Source organism: Gemmobacter caeruleus, assembly GCF_008271655.1.
GTDB lineage: Bacteria > Pseudomonadota > Alphaproteobacteria > Rhodobacterales > Rhodobacteraceae > Gemmobacter > Gemmobacter caeruleus.
Map to the genome: position 1 here is coordinate 209,430 of NZ_VKKX01000011.1, position 19,156 is coordinate 228,585.

General features: G+C 66.7%; 20 protein-coding genes and 1 other RNA gene. 5 read left to right on the plus strand and 16 right to left on the minus strand.

Annotated features, from left to right (window positions below; all coding sequences use genetic code 11):
* Window positions 1-2: 2 nt before the first annotated feature.
* The 3 genes from FOA17_RS03375 to paaN form a co-directional block, all read right to left on the minus strand.
* A complete protein-coding gene (locus FOA17_RS03375) occupies window positions 3-875 on the minus strand; it encodes a branched-chain amino acid ABC transporter permease (RefSeq protein ID WP_149140077.1) in 873 nt (290 codons plus the stop codon).
* Window positions 876-959: 84 nt separating this feature from the next.
* Window positions 960-2,105, minus strand: a complete 1,146-nt coding sequence (locus tag FOA17_RS03380) for an ABC transporter substrate-binding protein (protein ID WP_149140078.1) — start codon at window positions 2,103-2,105, stop codon at window positions 960-962.
* A 35-nt stretch (window positions 2,106-2,140) separates the two neighbouring features.
* Window positions 2,141-3,790 (minus strand): phenylacetic acid degradation protein PaaN, encoded by a 1,650-nt coding sequence (paaN, locus tag FOA17_RS03385; RefSeq protein ID WP_149140079.1) that lies wholly within the window; start codon window positions 3,788-3,790, stop codon window positions 2,141-2,143.
* A 114-nt stretch (window positions 3,791-3,904) separates the two neighbouring features.
* Here paaN and paaG point away from each other — a divergent pair, with 114 nt between their 5' ends.
* The 4 genes from paaG to FOA17_RS03405 all read left to right on the plus strand — a co-directional run bounded on the left by paaG (window position 3,905) and on the right by FOA17_RS03405 (window position 7,202).
* Window positions 3,905-4,699 carry a 2-(1,2-epoxy-1,2-dihydrophenyl)acetyl-CoA isomerase PaaG gene (gene paaG / locus FOA17_RS03390; RefSeq protein ID WP_149140080.1) on the plus strand — a complete coding sequence of 265 codons (795 nt, stop codon included), beginning with the start codon at window positions 3,905-3,907 and terminating at the stop codon, window positions 4,697-4,699.
* 28 nt (window positions 4,700-4,727) lie between these two features.
* Window positions 4,728-5,159 carry a hydroxyphenylacetyl-CoA thioesterase PaaI gene (gene paaI / locus FOA17_RS03395; RefSeq protein WP_203232275.1) on the plus strand — a complete coding sequence of 144 codons (432 nt, stop codon included), beginning with the start codon at window positions 4,728-4,730 and terminating at the stop codon, window positions 5,157-5,159.
* 30 nt (window positions 5,160-5,189) lie between these two features.
* Window positions 5,190-6,500 carry a phenylacetate--CoA ligase PaaK gene (paaK, locus tag FOA17_RS03400; RefSeq protein ID WP_149140082.1) on the plus strand — a complete coding sequence of 437 codons (1,311 nt, stop codon included), beginning with the start codon at window positions 5,190-5,192 and terminating at the stop codon, window positions 6,498-6,500.
* A 102-nt stretch (window positions 6,501-6,602) separates the two neighbouring features.
* Window positions 6,603-7,202: a TetR/AcrR family transcriptional regulator gene (locus FOA17_RS03405; RefSeq protein ID WP_149140083.1), complete on the plus strand. Its 600-nt coding sequence runs from the start codon at window positions 6,603-6,605 to the stop codon at window positions 7,200-7,202.
* Window positions 7,203-7,249: 47 nt separating this feature from the next.
* Here FOA17_RS03405 and FOA17_RS03410 read toward each other — a convergent pair whose 3' ends face one another.
* The 10 genes from FOA17_RS03410 to FOA17_RS03455 form a co-directional block, all read right to left on the minus strand.
* A complete protein-coding gene (locus tag FOA17_RS03410; RefSeq protein WP_149140084.1) occupies window positions 7,250-7,870 on the minus strand; it encodes an acyltransferase in 621 nt (206 codons plus the stop codon).
* Window positions 7,867-9,918: a phenylacetic acid degradation bifunctional protein PaaZ gene (gene paaZ / locus FOA17_RS03415; RefSeq protein WP_149140085.1), complete on the minus strand. Its 2,052-nt coding sequence runs from the start codon at window positions 9,916-9,918 to the stop codon at window positions 7,867-7,869. Before paaZ ends, FOA17_RS03410 begins: the two co-directional genes overlap by 4 nt.
* A 68-nt stretch (window positions 9,919-9,986) precedes the next feature.
* On the minus strand, window positions 9,987-10,739 hold the full coding sequence (locus tag FOA17_RS03420; protein WP_149140086.1) for a Phenylacetic acid catabolic protein: 753 nt from the start codon (window positions 10,737-10,739) through the stop codon (window positions 9,987-9,989).
* 8 nt (window positions 10,740-10,747) lie between these two features.
* Entirely contained in the window at window positions 10,748-11,824 is a 1,077-nt protein-coding gene (gene paaE, locus FOA17_RS03425) for a 1,2-phenylacetyl-CoA epoxidase subunit PaaE (RefSeq protein WP_149140087.1), read from the minus strand.
* Between the two features lie 33 nt (window positions 11,825-11,857).
* Window positions 11,858-12,385, minus strand: a complete 528-nt coding sequence (gene paaD, locus FOA17_RS03430) for a 1,2-phenylacetyl-CoA epoxidase subunit PaaD (RefSeq protein ID WP_149140088.1) — start codon at window positions 12,383-12,385, stop codon at window positions 11,858-11,860.
* Window positions 12,386-12,389: 4 nt separating this feature from the next.
* Window positions 12,390-13,157, minus strand: coding sequence for a 1,2-phenylacetyl-CoA epoxidase subunit PaaC (gene paaC, locus FOA17_RS03435; protein WP_149140089.1), 768 nt, complete (start codon window positions 13,155-13,157; stop codon window positions 12,390-12,392).
* Entirely contained in the window at window positions 13,157-13,441 is a 285-nt protein-coding gene (gene paaB, locus FOA17_RS03440; protein WP_119133894.1) for a 1,2-phenylacetyl-CoA epoxidase subunit PaaB, read from the minus strand. The genes paaC and paaB overlap by 1 nt, the downstream gene beginning before the upstream one ends.
* A 61-nt stretch (window positions 13,442-13,502) precedes the next feature.
* Window positions 13,503-14,501 (minus strand): 1,2-phenylacetyl-CoA epoxidase subunit PaaA, encoded by a 999-nt coding sequence (gene paaA, locus FOA17_RS03445; RefSeq protein WP_149140090.1) that lies wholly within the window; start codon window positions 14,499-14,501, stop codon window positions 13,503-13,505.
* A gap of 18 nt (window positions 14,502-14,519) precedes the next feature.
* Window positions 14,520-15,725: a 3-oxoadipyl-CoA thiolase gene (gene pcaF / locus FOA17_RS03450; RefSeq protein WP_149140091.1), complete on the minus strand. Its 1,206-nt coding sequence runs from the start codon at window positions 15,723-15,725 to the stop codon at window positions 14,520-14,522.
* Window positions 15,726-15,881: 156 nt separating this feature from the next.
* Complete coding sequence (locus tag FOA17_RS03455; RefSeq protein ID WP_149140092.1) at window positions 15,882-16,721, minus strand: PaaX family transcriptional regulator C-terminal domain-containing protein; 840 nt, start codon at window positions 16,719-16,721, stop codon at window positions 15,882-15,884.
* Between the two features lie 102 nt (window positions 16,722-16,823).
* On the opposite strand from FOA17_RS03455, the gene FOA17_RS03460 reads away from it, so the two are divergent.
* Entirely contained in the window at window positions 16,824-17,405 is a 582-nt protein-coding gene (locus FOA17_RS03460; RefSeq protein WP_149140093.1) for an NYN domain-containing protein, read from the plus strand.
* Here FOA17_RS03460 and ffs read toward each other — a convergent pair.
* From ffs to FOA17_RS03475, 3 genes are all read right to left on the minus strand, one after another.
* Window positions 17,401-17,497, minus strand: an RNA gene (gene ffs, locus FOA17_RS03465) — signal recognition particle sRNA small type. The two genes, FOA17_RS03460 and ffs, sit on opposite strands and share 5 nt — an antisense overlap.
* A 57-nt stretch (window positions 17,498-17,554) precedes the next feature.
* Window positions 17,555-18,508 carry an alpha/beta hydrolase family protein gene (locus tag FOA17_RS03470; RefSeq protein WP_162528159.1) on the minus strand — a complete coding sequence of 318 codons (954 nt, stop codon included), beginning with the start codon at window positions 18,506-18,508 and terminating at the stop codon, window positions 17,555-17,557.
* Entirely contained in the window at window positions 18,505-19,134 is a 630-nt protein-coding gene (locus tag FOA17_RS03475; protein WP_149140095.1) for an HAD family hydrolase, read from the minus strand. Before FOA17_RS03475 ends, FOA17_RS03470 begins: the two co-directional genes overlap by 4 nt.
* Between the last annotated feature and the right edge of the window lie 22 nt (window positions 19,135-19,156).

Sequence of the window (19,156 nt, forward strand, 5' to 3'; positions counted from 1 at the left end):
GGTCACACCCGATCCGTCGATTTGCGGCCGAACAGGCCCTGCGGCATGAAGAACAGCACCGCGAGGATCACCACAAAGGCGGCGGCATCCTTGTATTGCGAACTCAGATAACCCGCCGTCAGCGCCTCCAGCAGACCCAGCAGGAAACCACCCGCCAGCGCCCCTTTCGGGTTGCCCATGCCGCCCAGCATCGCCCCGGCAAAGCCCTTGAGCGCGAGGCCAAGGCCCACGTCATACGAGGTCAGCGTGATCGGCGTGACCAGAACGCCGGCCAGCGCGCCGATCCCTGCCGAGAGCGCAAAGGACAGCGTCATCACGAAATTGGTGTTGATCCCCACCAGTTGCGCCGCCAGCCGGTTGTTCGAGGTGGCCAGCACCGCCCGCCCCAGCAGGGTGCGGGTGAAAAAGAACCACAGGCCCGCAAAGACCACCAGCGCGCCGCAGATCACCCACAGGCTTTGCGGCAGGATCGTCGCGCCCAGAAGGACGATCGGATCGTCGCCGGAAAAGGCCGGCAGCTTGTGGATCTGCTTGTCGAAGACCAGTTGCGCCGCGCCCCTGATGAAGATCGAGGCGCCGATGGTGATGATGATCAGCGACACGACCGGCGCGCCGCGCGCGGGTTCGATGGCCAGCTTGTTCAGCGCCACACCGATGGCCGCCGTCGCCAGAATGGCTACAAGTGCCGCCAGCGGCAGTGGCAGCCCCGCCGCATGGGCAAAGACCGTGGTCATGCCGCCCAGCATGACGAATTCGCCTTGCGCGAAATTCACCACGTCTGATGCGTTGAAGATGATCGTGAAGCCGAGCGCGACAAGCGCATAGACCGCGCCGACCGTCACCCCCGACAGGAGGAATTGCAGGAGTTCCGACATGGATCGAGGTTCCGTGATCTGGGGGCGGGAAGGGGCGCGCGAGGCCCGGGCGGCACGGGGCCGCCCGGGTCGTTCAGGGGCGCGTCACTCCGCCATGGACCAGGTGCCGCCCTTGATTTCCAGCATGCGGAAGGCCGACAGGTCGAGGCCGAGGTGGTTCTCGGGCGACATGGTGTAGGTGCCGGTGGTGCCGACCAGACCCGAGGTCGCCTCGATCGCGTCGCGGATCGCCGCCGGTTCGGTGCTGCCGGCGCGGGTGATCGCGTCCTTGAGGATCAGGAAGGCGTCATGCGCATAGCCGCCAAAGGTGCCGACCGGGGTGCCGGTGCGGGTCTCGAAGGCGGTCTTGTAGGCGGTGACGACCGGCTTTTGCGGGTCGCTGTCCGGCAGGATGCCGGCGATCAGCAGCGCGGTGCCCGGCAGGCGCACGCCCTCGGCCGCATCGGCGCCGGCGAGGTCGATGAACCCGTCCGAGGCCACGCCATGTGATTGATACAGCGGCAGGCCGATGGCGAGCTGCTTGTAGTTGCGCGTCACGATGGAGGGGCCCTGACCGAAGCCCGGGTTCAGCACGGCCTGAATGCCCTCGGCGCCCTTGATCTTGGTCAGCTGCGCCGTCATGTCGGCGTCTTTCGGATCGTAGGTTTCATCCGCCACGATCTCGATCGCGTACTCGCCCGCCACCGATTTGCACTGCGCCTGCATCGAGGCGCCGAAACCGTCGGTGCCCGAGATCATGCCGATCTTGCTGAAGCCACGCTTCTGCATGTCTTCAAAGATCTTCTGGCAGGCCATGCGGTCGGTATGCGGGGTCTTGAAGGTATAGGGTTTCACCGGGTCGATGATATCGACCGCACCGGCGAGCGAGATGAACGGGATCTCGGCATCTTCGGCCACGGCGATGATCGACATGGTGGTGCCGGTGGTGGTGCCGCCGATGATGGCCGAAACCTCGTCATCCTCGACCAGGCGGGTGGCGAAGGTGCGCGCCTTGTTCGGGTCGCCGCCATCGTCATACAGCACCAGTTCGACCTGTTCGCCATTGATGCCGCCGGCGGCGTTCACTTCCTCCACCAGCATTTCCAGGGTTTTCGCCTCGGGGTCGCCCAGGAACGAGGCCGGGCCGGTGGCCGACAGCGTGGCGCCGATGCGGATCTCGGCCAGGGCGGGGCCAGCGAGGCCCAGCAGGGCCAGCGTGGCGAGGGCGGTGGTGGTCTTGGTCAGTTTCATCATGTCTCCTCCCAGAGAATTGCGGATGAACAGGCTCAGGCCGCCCGCTGTCGCCGCCACATGGCGCGGCGAAAACGGGGGGCGATGAAGGCGGGGTCGGTCAGGCTGGCATTGCCGGCGGGATTGGCGCCGGTGACGTGAAAATCGCTGAAGGCCGCCGACTGATTGACAAAGATATTGCCGGTCAGGTTGATCGACAGGTTCACCCCGGCGCCGGCAAAGGCGGCGATGGCGCGGGTGATGCGGGCCTCGTCGGTGTCGTAAAGCGCGGCGGTGATCGCCCCCTTTTGCCGGGCCAGAGCGGCGGCGCGGGCGATGCCGTCCTCGGCGCTGTCCACCGCGACCAGAAGTGCTACGGGGCCAAAACATTCGGCCTCGGCCAGCGGATCGTCGGCGCTGACGGCCAGCAGCAGCGGCGTGGCGCTGCGCCCCTCGGCCAGGGGCGCGCTGTCGCGCAGCACCCGGCCTGTGCCGCGCAGCGCCGCGATGCGGTCCAGCGTGGCGGGGTTGGCGATGGCGCCGCAGACCCCGGCGGCGCGGGCCGGGTCGGCCAGCAGGCCGTCCAGCGCGGCGGTCAGTGCTGCGGCGACGGCGTCAAAGCCCAGATGACCCTGATCGGTCTCGATCCCGTCCCGGGGGATATAGATGTTCTGCGGCGCAGTGCACATCTGCCCGGAATAAAGCGCGAGCGAGAAGGCGAGGTTGGCGCACATCCCCTCCAGATCCGGGGTGGCGGCGATGACGACCGAATTGACCCCGGCCTCTTCGGTGAACAGATGGGCCTGCCGGGCATGGTCGCGCAGCCAGCCGCCAAAGGCGCCCGAGCCGGTATAGTCGATCAGCCGCACCGCCGGATCGGTGGCCAGCGCCTTGGTCACCTCGGCCCCCGGCGCATCGACGGCCAGCAGCACCGCATCGGCGGGCAGGCCGGCCTCGGCCAGCACCTCGCGCGCGATGCGCACGGTCAGCGCCAGCGGCAGGATGGCGGCGGGGTGGGGCTTCACGATCACCGGATTGCCTGTGGCGAGGCTGGCAAACAGCCCGGGATAGCTGTTCCAAGTCGGAAAGGTGTTGCAGCCGATGGTCAGCGCGATGCCGGCGGGGACCAGCGTCCAGTGCTTTTCCAGCACCAGCGGCGCGGCCTTGCCCTGCGGCTTTTCCCAAAGCGCGGCGGCGGGAAAGCGGGTCATTTCCTGCCAGGCCAGCGCCACCGCCTCCAGCCCGCGATCCTGCGCATGGGGGCCACCCGCCTGAAAGGCCATGGCAAAGGCCTGCCCGGTGGTATGCTGCGTCGCATGGGCCAGCAAGAAACTGTTCCGGTTCAACCGGGCAAGGATTTCCAGACAGACGCCGATCCGCGATTCGACGCGCGCGGCGGCCAGCGCCGGGGCCGCAGCCTGGGCGGCGGCGATCAGCACCGCGGGGGACGCCGCCGGATAGGTGACGCCAAGCGCCGGGCCAAAGGGCGAGGTCTCGGCCCCCAGGCGCTGCGATTCGGGGTGACCGGGCAGCGCGAAGGGCTGGTTCAGCAGCGCGTCATAGGCCGCCTGCCCGTCGTCGCGCGCGGTCTCGCCATAGACCTTGCCGCTGGGAACCTCCGGGAAAGGCGACCAGAATCCGCGCGTCTCTATCGCGGCGACGGCGGCGTCGAGCATCGGGCGATGGCGGTCGAAAAATGCGGTCATGGCGTCCTCCTGGCCGGGCTCCCCTTCCGGCGAGGATTATCATTGACCGGCCGGTCGGTTTATGCAACATGATTTTTGAGCGGGGCCAGAATTTGCCCCGGGGGAGAGACAGAGATGACCGAATCCGACACCGTGCTGACGGCGCTGGCCGATGGCGTGCTGACGCTGACGCTGAACCGGCCCGACAAGCTCAATTCCTTCAACGAGGAAATGCATCTGGCGCTGCGCGCCGGATTCGAACGCGCCCGTGACGATGCGGCGGTGCGGGCGGTGCTGCTGACCGGGGCGGGGCGCGGCTTTTGTGCCGGGCAGGATCTGGGCGACCGCGATCCGCGCAAGGGCGGACCGGCCCCCGATCTGGGGCATACGATCGAAACCTTCTACAATCCGACCCTGCGCCTGATCCGCGCGCTGGAAAAGCCGGTGGTCTGCGCGGTGAACGGCGTGGCCGCCGGGGCGGGGGCGAATATCGCCTTTGCCTGCGACATCGTGCTGGCGGCGCAATCGGCCAGATTCATCCAGGCGTTTTCCAAGATCGGGCTGGTGCCCGATGCCGGCGGCAGCTGGAGCCTGACCCGCATTCTGGGTGAGCCGCGCGCCAAGGCGCTGGCGCTGACCGCCGCGCCCCTGCCGGCGGAAACCGCCGCCGATTGGGGTCTGATCTGGCGCGCCGTGCCGGATGCCGATCTGATGGCCGAGGCGGGCGCGCTGGCGGCATCGCTGGCCGCCGGGCCGACGCTGGGGCTGGGCCTGACCAAGCGGCTGATCCAGGCCGCCGCGACCAACAGCCTTGACGCGCAACTGGATCTGGAGCGCGATTGCCAGCAACAGGCCGGGAGCAGCGCCGATTACGCCGAGGGCGTCACCGCCTTTCTGGAAAAGCGCAAACCCGCCTTCAAGGGCAACTGAGGCAATGGCGATGAAACCCGTATCCGAAATGACGCCGCAGGAACTGGCCGAGGCATCGGCCCGCGCCATGTGGAACGATGACAGCACGAGCCAGCGGCTCGACATGGTGCTGGAGAAGATCGCGCCGGGCGCCGCGACCCTGTCGATGACCGTGACCGAGGCCATGTCGAATGGCCACGGCAATTGCCATGGCGGCTATATCTTCACGCTGGCCGACAGCACCTTTGCCTTTGCCTGCAACAGCTACAATCAGGTGACGGTCGCGCAGCACTGTTCGATCACCTATCTGATCCCCGGGCGCATCGGCGACCGGCTGACCGCCACGGCAACCGAGGTGTCGCGGCGCGGCCGGTCGGGCATCTATGACATCCGCATCACCAATCAGGAGGGCGCGCATGTGGCCGAATTCCGCGGCCATTCGCGCACCGTCAAGGGCACCCATCTGCCGGTCGAATCCTGACCGCACCGCATTTCCAAGGGAGGAGAGACCGTGGAAGACCTGACCCCGAACCCCAAGGATCTCGACCCGATCGAGATCGCCTCGCGCGACGAAATCGAGGCGCTGCAATTCCACCGCATGAAGCGGTCGCTGAAGCATGCCTATGAAAACTCGCCCTTCTATCGCAACCGCTTCATCGCGGCGGATGTGCATCCCGAGGATCTGAAGTCGCTGAAGGATATCGCGAAATTCCCCTTCACGACCAAGCAGGATCTGCGTGAGACCTACCCCTTCGGCATGTTCGCCGTGCCGCAGACCAAGCTGGTGCGGATTCACGGATCGTCGGGCACCACGGGCAAGCCGACCGTCGTCGGCTATACCGCCAGCGATATCGACGTCTGGGCCAACCTGATCGCGCGGTCGATCCGGGCGGGCGGCGGGCGGCCGGGCGACATGCTGCACAATGCCTATGGCTATGGCCTGTTCACCGGCGGCCTGGGCGCGCATTACGGCGCCGAGCGGCTGGGCTGCACGGTCGTGCCGATCTCGGGCGGGCAGACCGAACGGCAGGTCACGCTGATCACCGATTTCCAGCCGCGCATCATCATGGTGACGCCCAGCTACATGCTGTCGATCCTGGACGAGTTCCGCCGCCAGGGTCTTGACCCGCGGCAATCCTCGCTCAAGGTCGGCATCTTCGGCGCCGAGCCCTGGACCAATGCCATGCGCGAGGAAATCGAGGAAGCCTTCGATATGCACGCGGTCGATATCTATGGCCTGTCCGAGGTGATGGGCCCCGGCGTCGCCATGGAATGCGTGGAAACCAAGGACGGGCTGCATATCTGGGAAGACCACTTCTACCCGGAAATCATCGACCCGGTGACGGGCGAAGTGCTGCCCGATGGCGAGATGGGCGAGCTGGTCTTTACCACGCTGACCAAGGAAGGTCTGCCGATGGTGCGCTATCGCACCCGCGACCTGACCCGCCTGCTGCCCGGCACGGCGCGCACCATGCGGCGGATCGAAAAGATCACCGGGCGCAGCGATGACATGATCATCCTGCGCGGGGTCAATGTCTTCCCGACCCAGATCGAGGAGCAGATCCTGAAATGCCGCGGCCTTGCCCCGCATTTCCAGCTGGAACTGACCCGCGCCGGGCGGATGGACAACCTGACCGTCCATGTCGAATGCGACCCGGCCTTCACCGATCAGGACGCGCGGGCGAAATCGGCCAAGGAACTGGCGCATCACATCAAGGCGATCGTCGGCGTTTCGACCAGGATCGAGGTTGCGGATCCGAACACCGTTGCCCGATCCGAGGGCAAGGCCAAGCGCGTGGTGGACAACCGCCCCAAGGAATGAGGCAAATCCGCGCAAGGGTGGTGACTTGCGCGGGATCGACCGCTAAGGGAAGGGAGGCGCGAGCCCCCCTTTTTTGCAGAGCCTGCGAAGGAAGATACGGATATGGCACGGACAAGGGCACAGGATTTCGAGGAGAAGCAGCGCGGCATTCTGGACAATGCCGCCGCGGTTTTTGCCGAACAGGGCATGGAGAAGGCCTCCATGTCGCAGATCGCCGCCCATGCGCAGGTGTCGAAGGCGCTGCTCTATCACTACTATCCCAGCAAGGACGCGCTGATCTTTGCGATCATCATGACCCATCTGGAGGGGCTGGAAGCCGCCATCGCCCAGGCCGACGACCCGGGGCTGGTGCCGGAACAGCGGTTGCGCGGGCTGGTCGGGGCGGTGCTGGAAAACTATCGCGGCGCCGATAACGAACACAAGGTGCAGCTCAATGCCACCGCCGCCCTGTCGGACGACCAGAAGGCCGAAATCACCGCGCTGGAACGCCGCATCGTAAAGCATTTCTCGGTGGTGCTGGATCAGATCAACCCCGGCCTCGACAGCCGCGAACGCCCGCTGCTGATGCCGGTGACCATGTCGCTTTTCGGCATGATGAACTGGGTCTACATGTGGTTCCGCGATGGCGGCCGCATCAGCCGCGACGATTACGCCGATGTCGCGACGACCCTGATCCTGGAAGGGATCAAGGCGGTAAGGTAAGGGGGGACGATGTCGCGGCGCTGGCGCATCCAGCCCGCGCCGGTCGATCAGGCCCCGCCAGAGAACCCCGCCCGCGCCAGCACGAGCGGGTCGTAATCCGGCGCCTTCGTGCGGCGGCGGTCGGGTTCCACTTCGGTCAGCGCCACGGCCGGGCGCAGCTTGTCGCGCGCCTCCAGCGCCAGGCGCTGATAGACGCCGGTGCCCTGCGGTTTCCAGGCGATTTCCTCGGGGCTGAGTTCCCGCACCACTTTCGCGGGCGATCCGACGGCAAGGCTGTTGGGCGGGATCCGGGCGCCGGCCTTCACGAAGGCCATGGCGGCGATGATGGTGTTTTCGCCCACCACCGCCTCATCCATCACCACGGCATTCATGCCGACCATGGCGTTCTTGCCGATATGGCAGCCATGCAGCACCGCGCCATGGCCGATATGGCCGCTTTCCTCCACCACCACATCCTTGCCGGGGAAGGAATGCACCACGCAGGTTTCCTGCACATTGCAGCCCCGCTCCAGCACGATGCGGCCGAAATCGCCGCGCAGCACCGCGCCGGGGCCGACATAGACGGCCGGGCCGATGATGACATCGCCGATCACCACCGCCTCGGGGTGGACAAAGGCCATGGGGTCGATCACCGGCACCACGCCGTCATAGGCGTAGACGCGGCTCATGCGGCGGGCCAGTGCTTCGCGACCATGGTCAGCACGTCATATTGCGCGACCACCGCGCCGTTCTGGTTGGTCACCTGACAATCCCAGCGGACCTCGCCATGTTCGGCATTGGCGCGCGGGTTGATTTCCTTGCAGGTCAGCCGCACTTGCAACGTGTCACCGAAATAGACCGGGGTCAGGAAGCGCAGGTTATCCACCCCGTAATTGGCCAGAACGGGGCCGGGATTCGGTTCCACGAACAGCCCCGCCGCGAAGCTCGCGATCAGATAGCCATGCGCCACGCGGTCGTCGAAGAACGGGTTTGCCTTGGCGGCCTCGCTGTTCATATGGGCATAGAAGGTGTCGCCGGTGAAATGGGCGAAATGCTCCACATCCTCTTGCGTCACCTGACGGCTGGCGGTGACCAATTGGTCGCCGATCCGCAGTTCGGCCAGCGATTTGCGGAAGGGGTGGATGTCATGGGCGACCGGCGCGCCGTCGATCCAACGGCCCGTCACCGCCGACAGCAGGCGCGGGCTGCCCTGGACGGCGCTGCGCTGCATGTAATGCTTGACGCCGCGAATGCCGCCCATCTCCTCGCCGCCGCCGGCGCGACCCGGGCCGCCATGGACCAGCGGCGCCAGCGGCGAGCCATGCCCGGTGGAGGTTTTCGCCGAAGCACGGTTGCCGATCAGCACGCGGCCATGGAACGGGGCAAGGCCCAGAACGACCTCCTCGGCCACTTTCGGATCATCGGTGAAGACCGAGGACACCAGCGAGCCCTTGCCCATGGCGGCCAGTTCCGCCGCCTCGGCCGGGTCGTCATAGGGCATGATGGTGGATACCGGCCCGAAGGCCTCCACCTCATGCACCGCGGTGGCGGTGAAGGGGCGGTCGCAATACATCACAACGGGGTTGAGGAAGGCGCCCGTGGCGGCATCGCCCGAGGCAACGCGCACCTCGTCGGGGTTGCCGGCCACGATCTCGGCATCGGCTTGCAGGTCGCGGATGCGGGCGCGGACCTCGTCGCGCTGGTCGAGGCTCGCCAGTGCGCCCATGCGGGTGGTCTCGTCGCCCGGCAGGCCCGGCAGGGTCTTGCCCAGCCGGTCGCGCAGCGCCTCTAGCAACGCCTGAACATGGGCGCGGGGGGCGATGACGCGGCGGATGGCGGTGCATTTCTGCCCGGCCTTCGCCGTCATCTCGCGCGAAACCTCCTTGACGAACAGGTCAAATTCCGGCGTGCCCGGCCCGGCATCGGGGCCAAGGATCGAGGCGTTCAGGCTGTCGGCCTCCATCGTGAAGCGGACCGAGTTTTCCACCACCGCCTTGTGCGATTTCAGCTTGCGCCCGGTCCAGGCCGACCCGGTGAAGGTGACGGCATCCTGCCCCGTCACATGATCCAGCAGATCCCCGACCGAGCCGCAAACCAGTTGCAGCGCACCATCGGGCAGGATGCCGGTTTCGACAATGCGGCGCACCATCAGTTCGGTCAGATAGGCGGTCTGGCTTGCGGGTTTCACGATGCAGGGCACCCCGGCCAGCAGGGTGGGGGCGATCTTTTCCAGCATCCCCCAGATGGGGAAGTTGAAGGCGTTGATATGCACCGCGACGCCGGTCAGCGGCGACAGGATATGTTGCGCGACAAAGCTGCCATCCTTCGACAGCACCTCCACCTCGCCATCGGTCAGCACGCGGGTATTGGGCAATTCGCGCCGGCCTTTCGACGCGAAGGTCAGCATCGTGCCGATGCCGCCCTCGATGTCAATCCAGCCATCGGTGCGGGTGGCGCCGGTGCGGAAGCTTTCGGTGTAGAACTCCTCCTTCCACTCCATCAGCTTGAGCCCAAGCGCCTTGAGCATCCCGGCGCGGTCGTGGAAGGACATGGCGCGCAGGCGCGGGCCGGCCACGCGGCGGCCGTAATCCAGCGCGCCCGCGAAATCGAGGCCGGTGGAATCGATCATCGCCACCGGGGCGCCGGTCGCGGCGTCGAGCAGCGTCTGCCCCTCGGCCTGCCCGGCCATCCAGCGGCCACAGAGATAGCTTTCAAGACGGCGCGGCGCGGCGGTCATGGCGTTTCCTTCGAGAATGTCGGTCAGTGACGGGCGCGGCCTGTTCCCCCGCGCCCGCAGAGAGTGTGTCAGAGGCCCAGCGGGGCCAGTTTCTCGGCCACCAGCGCCTCCCACCGGGAAAGCAGGGCCTCGTTCGGGCTGTGGCGCAGGCCGAACTTGCGCAAGGTGTCATGCCGGGCAGAGCCCGCGACGCCAAAGGTCGCGGCGACGCGCGGGCGCCAATAGGCGATGGCGGCCCCGGCCTCGGCGCGGCCCGCATCGGTCGCGGCGATACGCTCCAGCCCCTCCAGCCCCAGTTCGGCATGGCGCGCCTCGCGCGGGGCGATCTCGCGGAATACCTCGGCCAGCGGCGCATAGGAGATGCGGGTCAGTTCGGTCATCTGCACCCCGGTCGCGAGGCCCATCAGCACATTCATCGCCACCGCATCGGTCCAGCCGGTGATCGGGTAATGGAACACCGACAGCCGCATGTCGCCGGCTTGCCGCGCGGCGCCCAGATCGGCGTCCCGTGCCACGCGGGCGGCCCAGTCATGCTGGCCCTGATAGCGCGCGGTATCGGTGCCAAAACTGCCCATCACCTCCAGCACACGTTCCGCATGATCGGCCTTTTCCAGCGTGATGCGGCTGGCGCTGATGCGTTCCTTGATGCCTGGGGCAAAGTTGATCGCGGCTGCGAAACCCGCCGACCCGGCCAGTTCGCTGTCCACGAAAGACCCCATCAGCCGCATCAGCTCGCCGCGATAGCGGGCCGGCACATTGCCCGGCGCGGTCAGAATGCCGCCCTGGGCGAGATAGTCTTCGATATTCATCGTGTCAGACATTTCAGACCTCATTCATCATAGGTCACGACCACACGGTCGCTGAGCGGGATCGCCTGGCAGGACAGCACATAGCCGGCGCGGACCTCGTAATCCTCAAGCGCGTGGTTCACGGCCATTTCCACCTCGCCCTCCAGCACCTTGCAGCGGCAGGTCGAACAGACGCCGGCCTTGCAGGAATAGGGCGCGTCCATCTGTGCGGCGATGGCGGCATCCAGGATCGACTGGCCTTCGCGCGGCATCTCGAAGCTGCGGGTGGCGCCGTCCAGCGTGACGGTGGCCTGCGTGCCGCTGCCCGGCGTCACCGCGACCCTGGACACGGCCTTGGCGCGCGCCCGGCCCGGCTGGCCGCTGGCGAACAGCTCGAACTTGATCTGGCTGTCGCTCAGCCCGTGGTCACGCAGGCTGGCGGCGATGGCCAGCATCATCGGTTCGGGGCCGCAGATGAAGGCGGTATCCACCGATTTCGCGTCGATCCAGTGGTCGAACAGCGCGGTCATCTTTTCGCCGTCCACCCGGCCAGTGAACAGGTCAATCTCCTGCGCCTCGGCCTCCAGCACATGCAGGACCGAGAGGCGACCCAGATAGAGGTTCTTCAGATCCTCCAGTTCCTCGCGGAACATGATCGTGCTGATCTGGCGATTGGCATAGACCAGCGTGAAACGGCTGGCGGGTTCGCGCGCCAGCACGGTCTTGATGATCGACAGAAGCGGCGTGATGCCGGACCCGCCCGCAAAGCCAAGATAGTGCTTTGCCGCCCCGGGTTCGATGGCGGTAAAGAACTTGCCCATCGGCGGCATGGCGTCGATTTCATCGCCGGGGGCGAGGTTTTCGTTCGCCCAGGTGCTGAAGGCGCCGCCATCGACGCGCTTGATGCCGACGCGCAAGACGCCCTCATCGGTGCCGGCGCAGATGGAATAGCTGCGGCGCAGTTCCTCGCCGTCGAAATCGCGGCGGAAAGTCAGATACTGGCCTTGGGTAAAGTCGAACAGGGCGCGGTCCTCGTCGCGCGGGGCGAGGGTCACCACCACGGCGTCGCGCGTCTCGCGGCGGACCTCGGTGACCTTCAGGGAATGGAAGCGTGCCATGATGGGCTCCTGCCTATGGGGTCGGGCGCATCGTCAGATGCATTTGAAATAGTCGAAGGGTTCCAGACAGTCGTTGCAGACGTAACTGGCCTTGCAGGGGGTCGAGCCGAACTGGCTGACTTTGCGGGTCTGGGTGGAGCCGCAGCGCGGGCAGGCGATGGTCAGGTTCGACATGCCCGAAAGCCGCGCGATCCTGCCCGCCAGCCGCCCGTCGGCGGCGGTGCCGTCGATCGGGGGGGCGATGCCATAGGCGCGCAACTTCTCGCGCCCTTCGGCGGTGATCCAGTCGGTTGTCCAGGGCGGCGACAACTGCCGCTCCAGCCGCAGATCAGAGATGCCCCGGTCGCGCAGCGCCTTTTCAATGTCGAGGTTGATGACCCCGGTCGCCGGGCAGCCCGAATAGGTGGGCGTCACGGTGACAACCAGCGTCTCTCCCTGCCAGGCCACATCGCGGATGATGCCCAGATCGGTCAGGCTGATCACGGGGATCTCCGGGTCTGGCACCTCTGACAGCCAGCCCCGGATTTCCGCGATGCCCGGGCGTTCCTCCCCCCGCTGCATGGCGTTACCAGGTCGCGCCGGGATAGGCGCGTTGCAGGAACTGCATCTCGGCCAGGATGAAGCCCAGATGTTCCGAATGCACGCCCTTGCGGCCGCCCTTGTGCTGGTAGGTCTCGCCCGGATGGGTCAGCGTGGCCTCGGCCAGAACCTGCGAGACCGTGGCATCCCAGGCGGCCTTGAGGCTGGCCGGTGCGGGCGCGATACCCGCCGCGACCACGGCCTCGTCCGAGGCGTCAGCCATGAACAGCTCGCCCGTATAAGGGTAGAGCGTGTCCAGCGCCTTTTGCATCCGCGCGCGGCTTTCCTCGGTCCCGTCGCCCAGCCGGATCACCAGATCGGCGGAGCGTTCCAGATGATAGGCCACTTCCTTCACCGCCTTGGCGGCAATCTCCGCCACCCGGGCATCGGAGGATTTTTCCAGCGCGCGCAGCAATTCGATATGCCAGGCGTCGAACAGGAATTGCCGCATCAGCGTATGGCCGAAATCGCCGTTCGGACGTTCCACCAGCAGCACGTTGCGGAAGGCCGCCGCATCACGCAGATAGGCAAGCTGGTCGGCGCTGCGGCCCTTGCCCTCCACCTCGGCGGCGAGGCCAAGCCAGAACTGCGTCTGCCCGATCAGGTCAAGCGCCTGATTGGCCAGCGCGATGTCTTCCTCCAGCACGGGCGAATGCCCGCACCATTCCGAAACCCGGTGGCCAAGGATCAGGCAATTGTCGCCGACCCGGCACAGCCATTCAAAGAAGGCGGCCTGATTGACTGCGCTGCCCATCACATATGCCCCACTTCGGCCGGGATGTCGAAGAAGGTCGGGTGACGATAGACCTTGCTATTCGACGGCTCGAACAGCGGCCCCTTGTCCGAGGGGCTGGAGGCGGTGATGTCATTCGACTTCACCACCCAGATCGAGACGCCCTCGTTGCGGCGGGTATAGACGTCGCGGGCGTTGCGGATCGCCATTTCGGCATCCGGCGCATGCAGGCTGCCGACGTGACGATGGTTGAGGCCGTGCTGGCCACGGATGAAAACTTCCCAAAGGGGCCATTCGCTGGACATGGGTTCCTCCCGGTGATGGGTGTCTGGCTGTGGGGGGCAAGCGCCCCCCTGTGTTCGATGATTATTCTGCGGCCATGCGGGCCGCGGCGCGGCGGGCATCGGCCTTTTTGGCATGCGCCATCAGCCCGTCACGGAACCAGGCGCCGTCCTCCCAGGCGGTCACGCGGGCCTCCAGCCGTTCGGTATTGCAGGGGCCATTGCCGGCGATGACGGCGAAGAACTCGCTCCAGTCCGGTTCGCTGAAATCCCAGCCGCCCTTTTCCTCGTTCCAGGCCAGCCCCTCGTCGGGGATGGTCAGGCCAAGGTAATGCGCCTGCGGCACGGTCTGATCGACGAATTTCTGGCGCAGTTCGTCATTGGTGTTGATCTTGATCTTCCACGCCATCGACTGCGCCGAATGGACCGAATCCTTGTCGGACGGGCCGAACATCATCAGCGCCGGATACCAGAAGCGGTTGAGCGCATCCTGCGCCATTTCCTTCTGTTCCGGGGTGCCGGCGGCCATCTTCATCATGATGTCGTAGCCCTGCCGCTGGTGGAAGCTTTCCTCCTTGCAGATGCGGATCATCGCGCGGCTGTAGGGGCCGTAAGAGGTGCGTTGCAGCGGCACCTGGTTCATGATCGCCGCGCCATCGACCAGCCAGCCGACCGCGCCGATATCGGCCCAGTTCAGCGTCGGATAGTTGAAGATCGAGGAATATTTCATCTTGCCGGCATGGAGCGCGTCCAGCAGCTCGTCGCGGCTCACGCCCAGCGTTTCGGCGGCGCTATAGAGGTAAAGGCCATGCCCCGCCTCGTCCTGCACCTTGGCCAGCAGGATCGCCTTGCGTTCCAGCGTGGGGGCGCGGGTGATCCAGTTGCCTTCGGGCAGCTGCCCCACGATCTCGCTATGCGCATGCTGGCCGATCTGGCGGATCAGCGTCTTGCGATAGCCCTCGGGCATCCATTCCTTCGGTTCGATCTTCTCGCCCCGGTCAATGCGTTCCTGAAACGCGATTTCCTCGGGCGTCATCTCCTCGCGGGGTTTCATCCCCTCGGATTTGACCATCTGTGCATACATGGGCCGATCCCTCCCTGTTCAGACACGTTCGATGATGATGGCGATGCCCTGGCCCACCCCGATGCACATGGTGCAAAGCGCATAGCGCCCGCCGGTGCGGTGAAGCTGGTACATCGCGGTGGTGACAAGCCGGGCCCCCGACATGCCCAGCGGATGGCCAAGCGCGATGGCCCCGCCATTGGGGTTCACATGCGCGGCATCGTCGGGCAGGCCCAGGTCGCGCAGCGTGGCAAGGGCCTGGCTGGCGAAAGCCTCGTTCAGTTCGATGACATCCATCTGGTCGATGGTCAGGCCGGCGCGGGCCAGCACCTTTTTTGCCGCCGGCGCCGGGCCGATGCCCATGATGCGCGGCTCCACCCCCGCCGCCGCCATGGCGACGATGCGGGCCTTGGGCGTCAGGCCCTGCCGCTCGGCTGCGGCGCCCGACAGGATCGCCAGCGCCGCGGCGCCGTCGTTGACGCCCGAGGCATTGCCGGCGGTGACGCTCAGATCCGGGCCGTTCACGCCCTTGAGCTTCGCCAGCGTCTCGGCCGTGGTGCCGGGGCGCGGGTGTTCGTCCATCGACACGACCAGCGGGTCGCCCTTGCGCTGCGGGATCGTCACCGGCACGATTTCATCGGCAAAGATCCCGGCTTCTTGTGCGGCGGCCCAGCGGGCCTGCGACCGGGCGGCAAAGGCATCCTGATCGGCGCGGCTCACGGCGAAATCGGCGGCCACGTTATCGGCGGTCTGCGGCATGCTGTCCACGCCGAACAGCTTTTTCATCAAGGGGTTGACGAAGCGCCAGCCGATCGTCGTGTCATAGACCGCATTCGACCGCGAAAAGGCGCTTTCGGCCTTGGGCATGACAAAGGGGGCGCGGCTCATGCTTTCGACGCCACCGGCCAGCACGAAATCGCAATCGCCCGCCTTGATGGCGCGCGCGGCCATGCCGACCGCATCCATGCCGGACCCGCAAAGCCGGTTGACCGTGGTGCCCGGCACGCCGATGGGCATGCCCGCCAGCAGCACCGCCATGCGGCCCACATTGCGATTATCCTCGCCCGCCTGATTGGCGCAGCCATAGATCAGGTCATCGACCGCCGACCAGTCAACGTCGGGGTTGCGCGCCATCAGGGCCTTGAGCGGCAGCGCCGCAAGGTCGTCGGCCCGGACCGAGGCCAGCGCCCCGCCATAGCGTCCAACGGGTGTCCTGACCGCATCGCAGATGAAGGCGTCGCGCATTCCGCTCTCCCAGATTTTTGCAGAGGGGCCGACGACTCTCCCAATTCATCGACCGATTGGTCGATTTATAGACTGAAACATTACGCAATCAAATGATTTTTTTAGAATCGTGTAATGTTTGTGTCCATGCTTCTGAAAAACATGGATTCTTTCTTGTCAGAGTTGGCGGAGCCTGCGGTCGCTTTCGCTGGTTCGGGCCGGAAGATGGCCGTCCGGCCCCTCCAGCAAACTGCCGATCACCTGCTCTGCCGGGGCGGAAAGCGGCGGGTAGAGCGTGCGGAACAGCTGTCGCGCGCCTGTGCCTGACCAGCCGGGTGGCAGGGCCTGCGGCGGCAGGCAGGGGTCACGCAGCAGCACTGCGCGGAACACATGCACCAGTAAAAGCCGCGCGATCAGCGCCGAAAACCCGTCGGGCAGGGTGCCGGTCTGCATCGCCGCCTGAAAGGGGGCAAAGCGCGCGAGCATCCGGTCATAACGCGCCTGCACCTCCTCCAGGTTCCAGGCGGCGGCAAAGCCGCGCAGCGCCTCGGGCGGGGCGTCTTGCAGCGGCAGGCGCAGGGCGGGGGCGGGCGGGGCCTCGCCCAGATCGGGGCAAAGCCAGACATCGCCGCCCAGCCGCGCCATGCGCAAGCGGCGCTGCACATCGTCGGCCGGGGGGGCGCCTTGCAGCAGGAACCAGCCCTCGGTCGCGATGGAGCGGGCATAAAGTTGCCCCGCGACGCGGCTGAATTCGGCCTGGGTGTCGGGTGTCAGGCGGTAAAAGCTGCGCCGCCCCTTGCGTTCGCCGGTCAGGCGCCCGGCCGCGACCAGCCGCGAAACGGCGGTGCGCACCAGATTTTCGCGGATGCCGACGCGGCCGCAAATCTCGATCAGGCTGCCCATCCACAAGACCCCGCCGCGCGGCACCACGACATCGCCATAGATGGTGACAATGAACGAGGCCGCCGTCATCGGCAGATCGTCAAGCAGGGGGCGGATCGGATCGGGTGTCAACATGGCATCTGATTGCGGGCGATATGCCGGGGTAGGCATGTTTCCTGCCGCTGTCAAATCGCGGGTCGGCTTGACGGCTGCTCGGTGGCGCGCGATGGTCGCCATATGGTTGTGCCTGTCCTGCTCTCGATCCTGTGCCTTGCCGGGCTTGTCGCCGCGGCTCTTCACCCCTTCGGCCAGGGATGGGATGTCGTCGCCCTGTCTGCGCTGCTGGCGAGCCTGTGGCTGCTGGTCCGGGCTTGGCGAAACCGGATTCATTGGGTGGTGGTGGATGGGTCCAATGTGCTGCACTGGCGCGACAACCGCCCTGATCCTGCGCCGCTGCGCGCGGTGCTGGCCACCTTGCGGCGCAAGGGTCGGAAGCCGGTGGTGATCTTTGACGCGAATGCCGGGTTCAAGATCGCCGGTCGGCATATGGGCGATGTGGCCTTGGCGCGTCTGCTTGACCTGCCGCCGCGGCAGGTGGCGCTGGTGCCCTCGGGCCAGCCGGCCGATCCGACGATCCTGCGCACCGCGCGCGACCTAAAGGCGCCGATTGTCACGAATGACCGCTATCGCGACTGGATGTCGGAGTTCCCCGAGGTGCGCCGCCCCGGCACCCTGATCCCGGGCCGCTATGCCGATGGCGTGGTCACGCTGGACCTGCGGCGCCCGCGCGGGGGCGGCAAAAGACGGGGGAAGGGGTGAGAGGCTGGACAACGACCCAAGCGGGGCTCGTTACGGCTGCTTCCTTCCGGACCTGACCGGGTTGGCGAGGTGCCTGCCCGCGCCAACCTCTCAAGCGTGCAGATAGGGCAGGCGTGCGGATTCTGCAAGCCCCTGCGCGCCCGATCCGGTCATGGCGCCAGATCGGCCAGGAAATCGCGCATCAGGCTGGCAAAGCGCCGCGGCTCGGCGCGGTGGCTTTGCAGATGGTCGCCCTCGGTCATCAACAGGGTGGTGCCGCCATTGCGCTGGTCCAGCAGGGCAAGGCTGGTCGTGGCGGGCACGATGCGGTCGGCGCGGCCATGGAACAGCAGCACCGGCCCCTTGAACGCCGCGATCACGGGAATCACCGTGGCCTGTCCCATGTTCTCGCCATGGGTCAGGGCGAAGGCGGGCAGGGCCAGCCGCGCGCCGATGCTGCGCAGCGGCAGGCCGAGGCGGTCGGTGACATGGCGCAGCACCGCCGGGAAATCCAGCGCCGGCGCGTCGAGGATCAGCCCGGCCACACGATCGGCCCGGCTGGACCGGCCCAGGAATTGCCCCACGATCGCCCCGCCCATCGAGGCGCCGACCAGCACGACCCGGTCAATACCGCGCGCCTGCATGGTGGCCATCGCGGTCTCCAGATCCTCCCATTCGGTCAGGCCGAACAGGCGCAGTCCCTCGGGCGCCTTTGGCGCGCCGGCATCGTTGCGATAGGTCATCATCAGCACGGGCAGGCCCGCCGCATGCAGCGCCGGCAGATAGGGATAGCCATCCTCGCGCGCGCCGCCGATGCCATGCACGATGATCGCGCCCATGCGCGCGCCGGGGGCGCCGGGCACCAGCCACGCCGGGGCGCGGCCCAGCGGGGTGTCAAGGCTGATCTCCTCGAACGGGAGGCCAAGCGCCTGTTCCGGGGTGCCGCGATAGCCAAGGATCATCGGATCGGTGATGCCGGCCTCGGGTTCGGCAAAGGCGCGGCCAGAGAGAACCTCGCTCATCAGGCGGTGGCTGAACCAGGTGGAAAACACCACCGCAAGACAGGCCAGCACCGCCAGCCCGATGGCGATGCGGCGGGGCCAGCGTGACCGCAGCGGGATCATGCCAGCACCCCGGCGCGGCGTGCGCCCTCCAGCAGCGTGGCGGCGACGTGATGGGCGTGATCGCCCGTCGCGGGCAGCATGTCGGGCACCTGAACCACGGTGCAGCCCGCCTGCCGGGCCGAGGCGGCGCCGGTCTCGCTGTCTTCGAACACCAGACAGCGGTCCGGGTTGACGCCCAGCCATGCGGCGGCGGTCAGATAGGGTTCGGGATGGGGTTTCGCGCGGCTTACGTCGTCAAGCGACACGACGGCGGTGAAATGCCCGGCCAGCCCCGCCAGATCGAGCTTGCGCAGCGCGCTGTCGCGCCGCGACGAGGTGCAGATCGCCTTGGGTAGCGCGATGGCCGACAGAATGTCATGCGCGCCGGGCTTCAGCGGCAGGTCGTGTTCCAGTGCGGCCTCGAACCCGCCGCGCCAGAGCGTCGAAAAGGCGGCGATGTCGAGCGTCGGATAGGCGGCTTGCAGGATCAGGTCGCTGGTCGGGGCATCCTTGCCGATCATCGCGTGAAACACCGCCATGTCGGGGGTCTGGCCCATCTCGCGCAGGCAGTCATGGCCAAGGCGCAGCGCCACCGCCTCGGTATCAAGCAATGTGCCATCCAGATCGAAGATCACGGCGTCGAACATGCGGGCCCCCGTTGCTGTCCGC

Excerpts from the sequence above, each read along its gene's own strand:
- FOA17_RS03460 (WP_149140093.1), top strand. The coding sequence starts at position 16,824 with ATGGTTGTGCCTGTCCTGCTCTCGATCCTGTGCCTTGCCGGGCTTGTC.
- FOA17_RS03475 (WP_149140095.1), bottom strand. The coding sequence starts at position 19,134 with ATGTTCGACGCCGTGATCTTCGATCTGGATGGCACATTGCTTGATACC.
- FOA17_RS03420 (WP_149140086.1), bottom strand. The coding sequence starts at position 10,739 with ATGTCTGACACGATGAATATCGAAGACTATCTCGCCCAGGGCGGCATT.
- FOA17_RS03375 (WP_149140077.1), bottom strand. The coding sequence starts at position 875 with ATGTCGGAACTCCTGCAATTCCTCCTGTCGGGGGTGACGGTCGGCGCG.
- paaA (WP_149140090.1), bottom strand. The coding sequence starts at position 14,501 with ATGTATGCACAGATGGTCAAATCCGAGGGGATGAAACCCCGCGAGGAG.
- paaB (WP_119133894.1), bottom strand. The coding sequence starts at position 13,441 with ATGTCCAGCGAATGGCCCCTTTGGGAAGTTTTCATCCGTGGCCAGCAC.
- paaG (WP_149140080.1), top strand. The coding sequence starts at position 3,905 with ATGACCGAATCCGACACCGTGCTGACGGCGCTGGCCGATGGCGTGCTG.
- FOA17_RS03470 (WP_162528159.1), bottom strand. The coding sequence starts at position 18,508 with ATGATCCCGCTGCGGTCACGCTGGCCCCGCCGCATCGCCATCGGGCTG.
- FOA17_RS03405 (WP_149140083.1), top strand. The coding sequence starts at position 6,603 with ATGGCACGGACAAGGGCACAGGATTTCGAGGAGAAGCAGCGCGGCATT.
- FOA17_RS03410 (WP_149140084.1), bottom strand. The coding sequence starts at position 7,870 with ATGAGCCGCGTCTACGCCTATGACGGCGTGGTGCCGGTGATCGACCCC.
- paaN (WP_149140079.1), bottom strand. The coding sequence starts at position 3,790 with ATGACCGCATTTTTCGACCGCCATCGCCCGATGCTCGACGCCGCCGTC.
- paaD (WP_149140088.1), bottom strand. The coding sequence starts at position 12,385 with ATGCAGCGGGGGGAGGAACGCCCGGGCATCGCGGAAATCCGGGGCTGG.
- paaC (WP_149140089.1), bottom strand. The coding sequence starts at position 13,157 with ATGGGCAGCGCAGTCAATCAGGCCGCCTTCTTTGAATGGCTGTGCCGG.
- pcaF (WP_149140091.1), bottom strand. The coding sequence starts at position 15,725 with ATGCGCGACGCCTTCATCTGCGATGCGGTCAGGACACCCGTTGGACGC.
- FOA17_RS03380 (WP_149140078.1), bottom strand. The coding sequence starts at position 2,105 with ATGAAACTGACCAAGACCACCACCGCCCTCGCCACGCTGGCCCTGCTG.
- paaI (WP_203232275.1), top strand. The coding sequence starts at position 4,728 with ATGACGCCGCAGGAACTGGCCGAGGCATCGGCCCGCGCCATGTGGAAC.
- paaE (WP_149140087.1), bottom strand. The coding sequence starts at position 11,824 with ATGGCACGCTTCCATTCCCTGAAGGTCACCGAGGTCCGCCGCGAGACG.
- paaZ (WP_149140085.1), bottom strand. The coding sequence starts at position 9,918 with ATGACCGCCGCGCCGCGCCGTCTTGAAAGCTATCTCTGTGGCCGCTGG.
- FOA17_RS03455 (WP_149140092.1), bottom strand. The coding sequence starts at position 16,721 with ATGTTGACACCCGATCCGATCCGCCCCCTGCTTGACGATCTGCCGATG.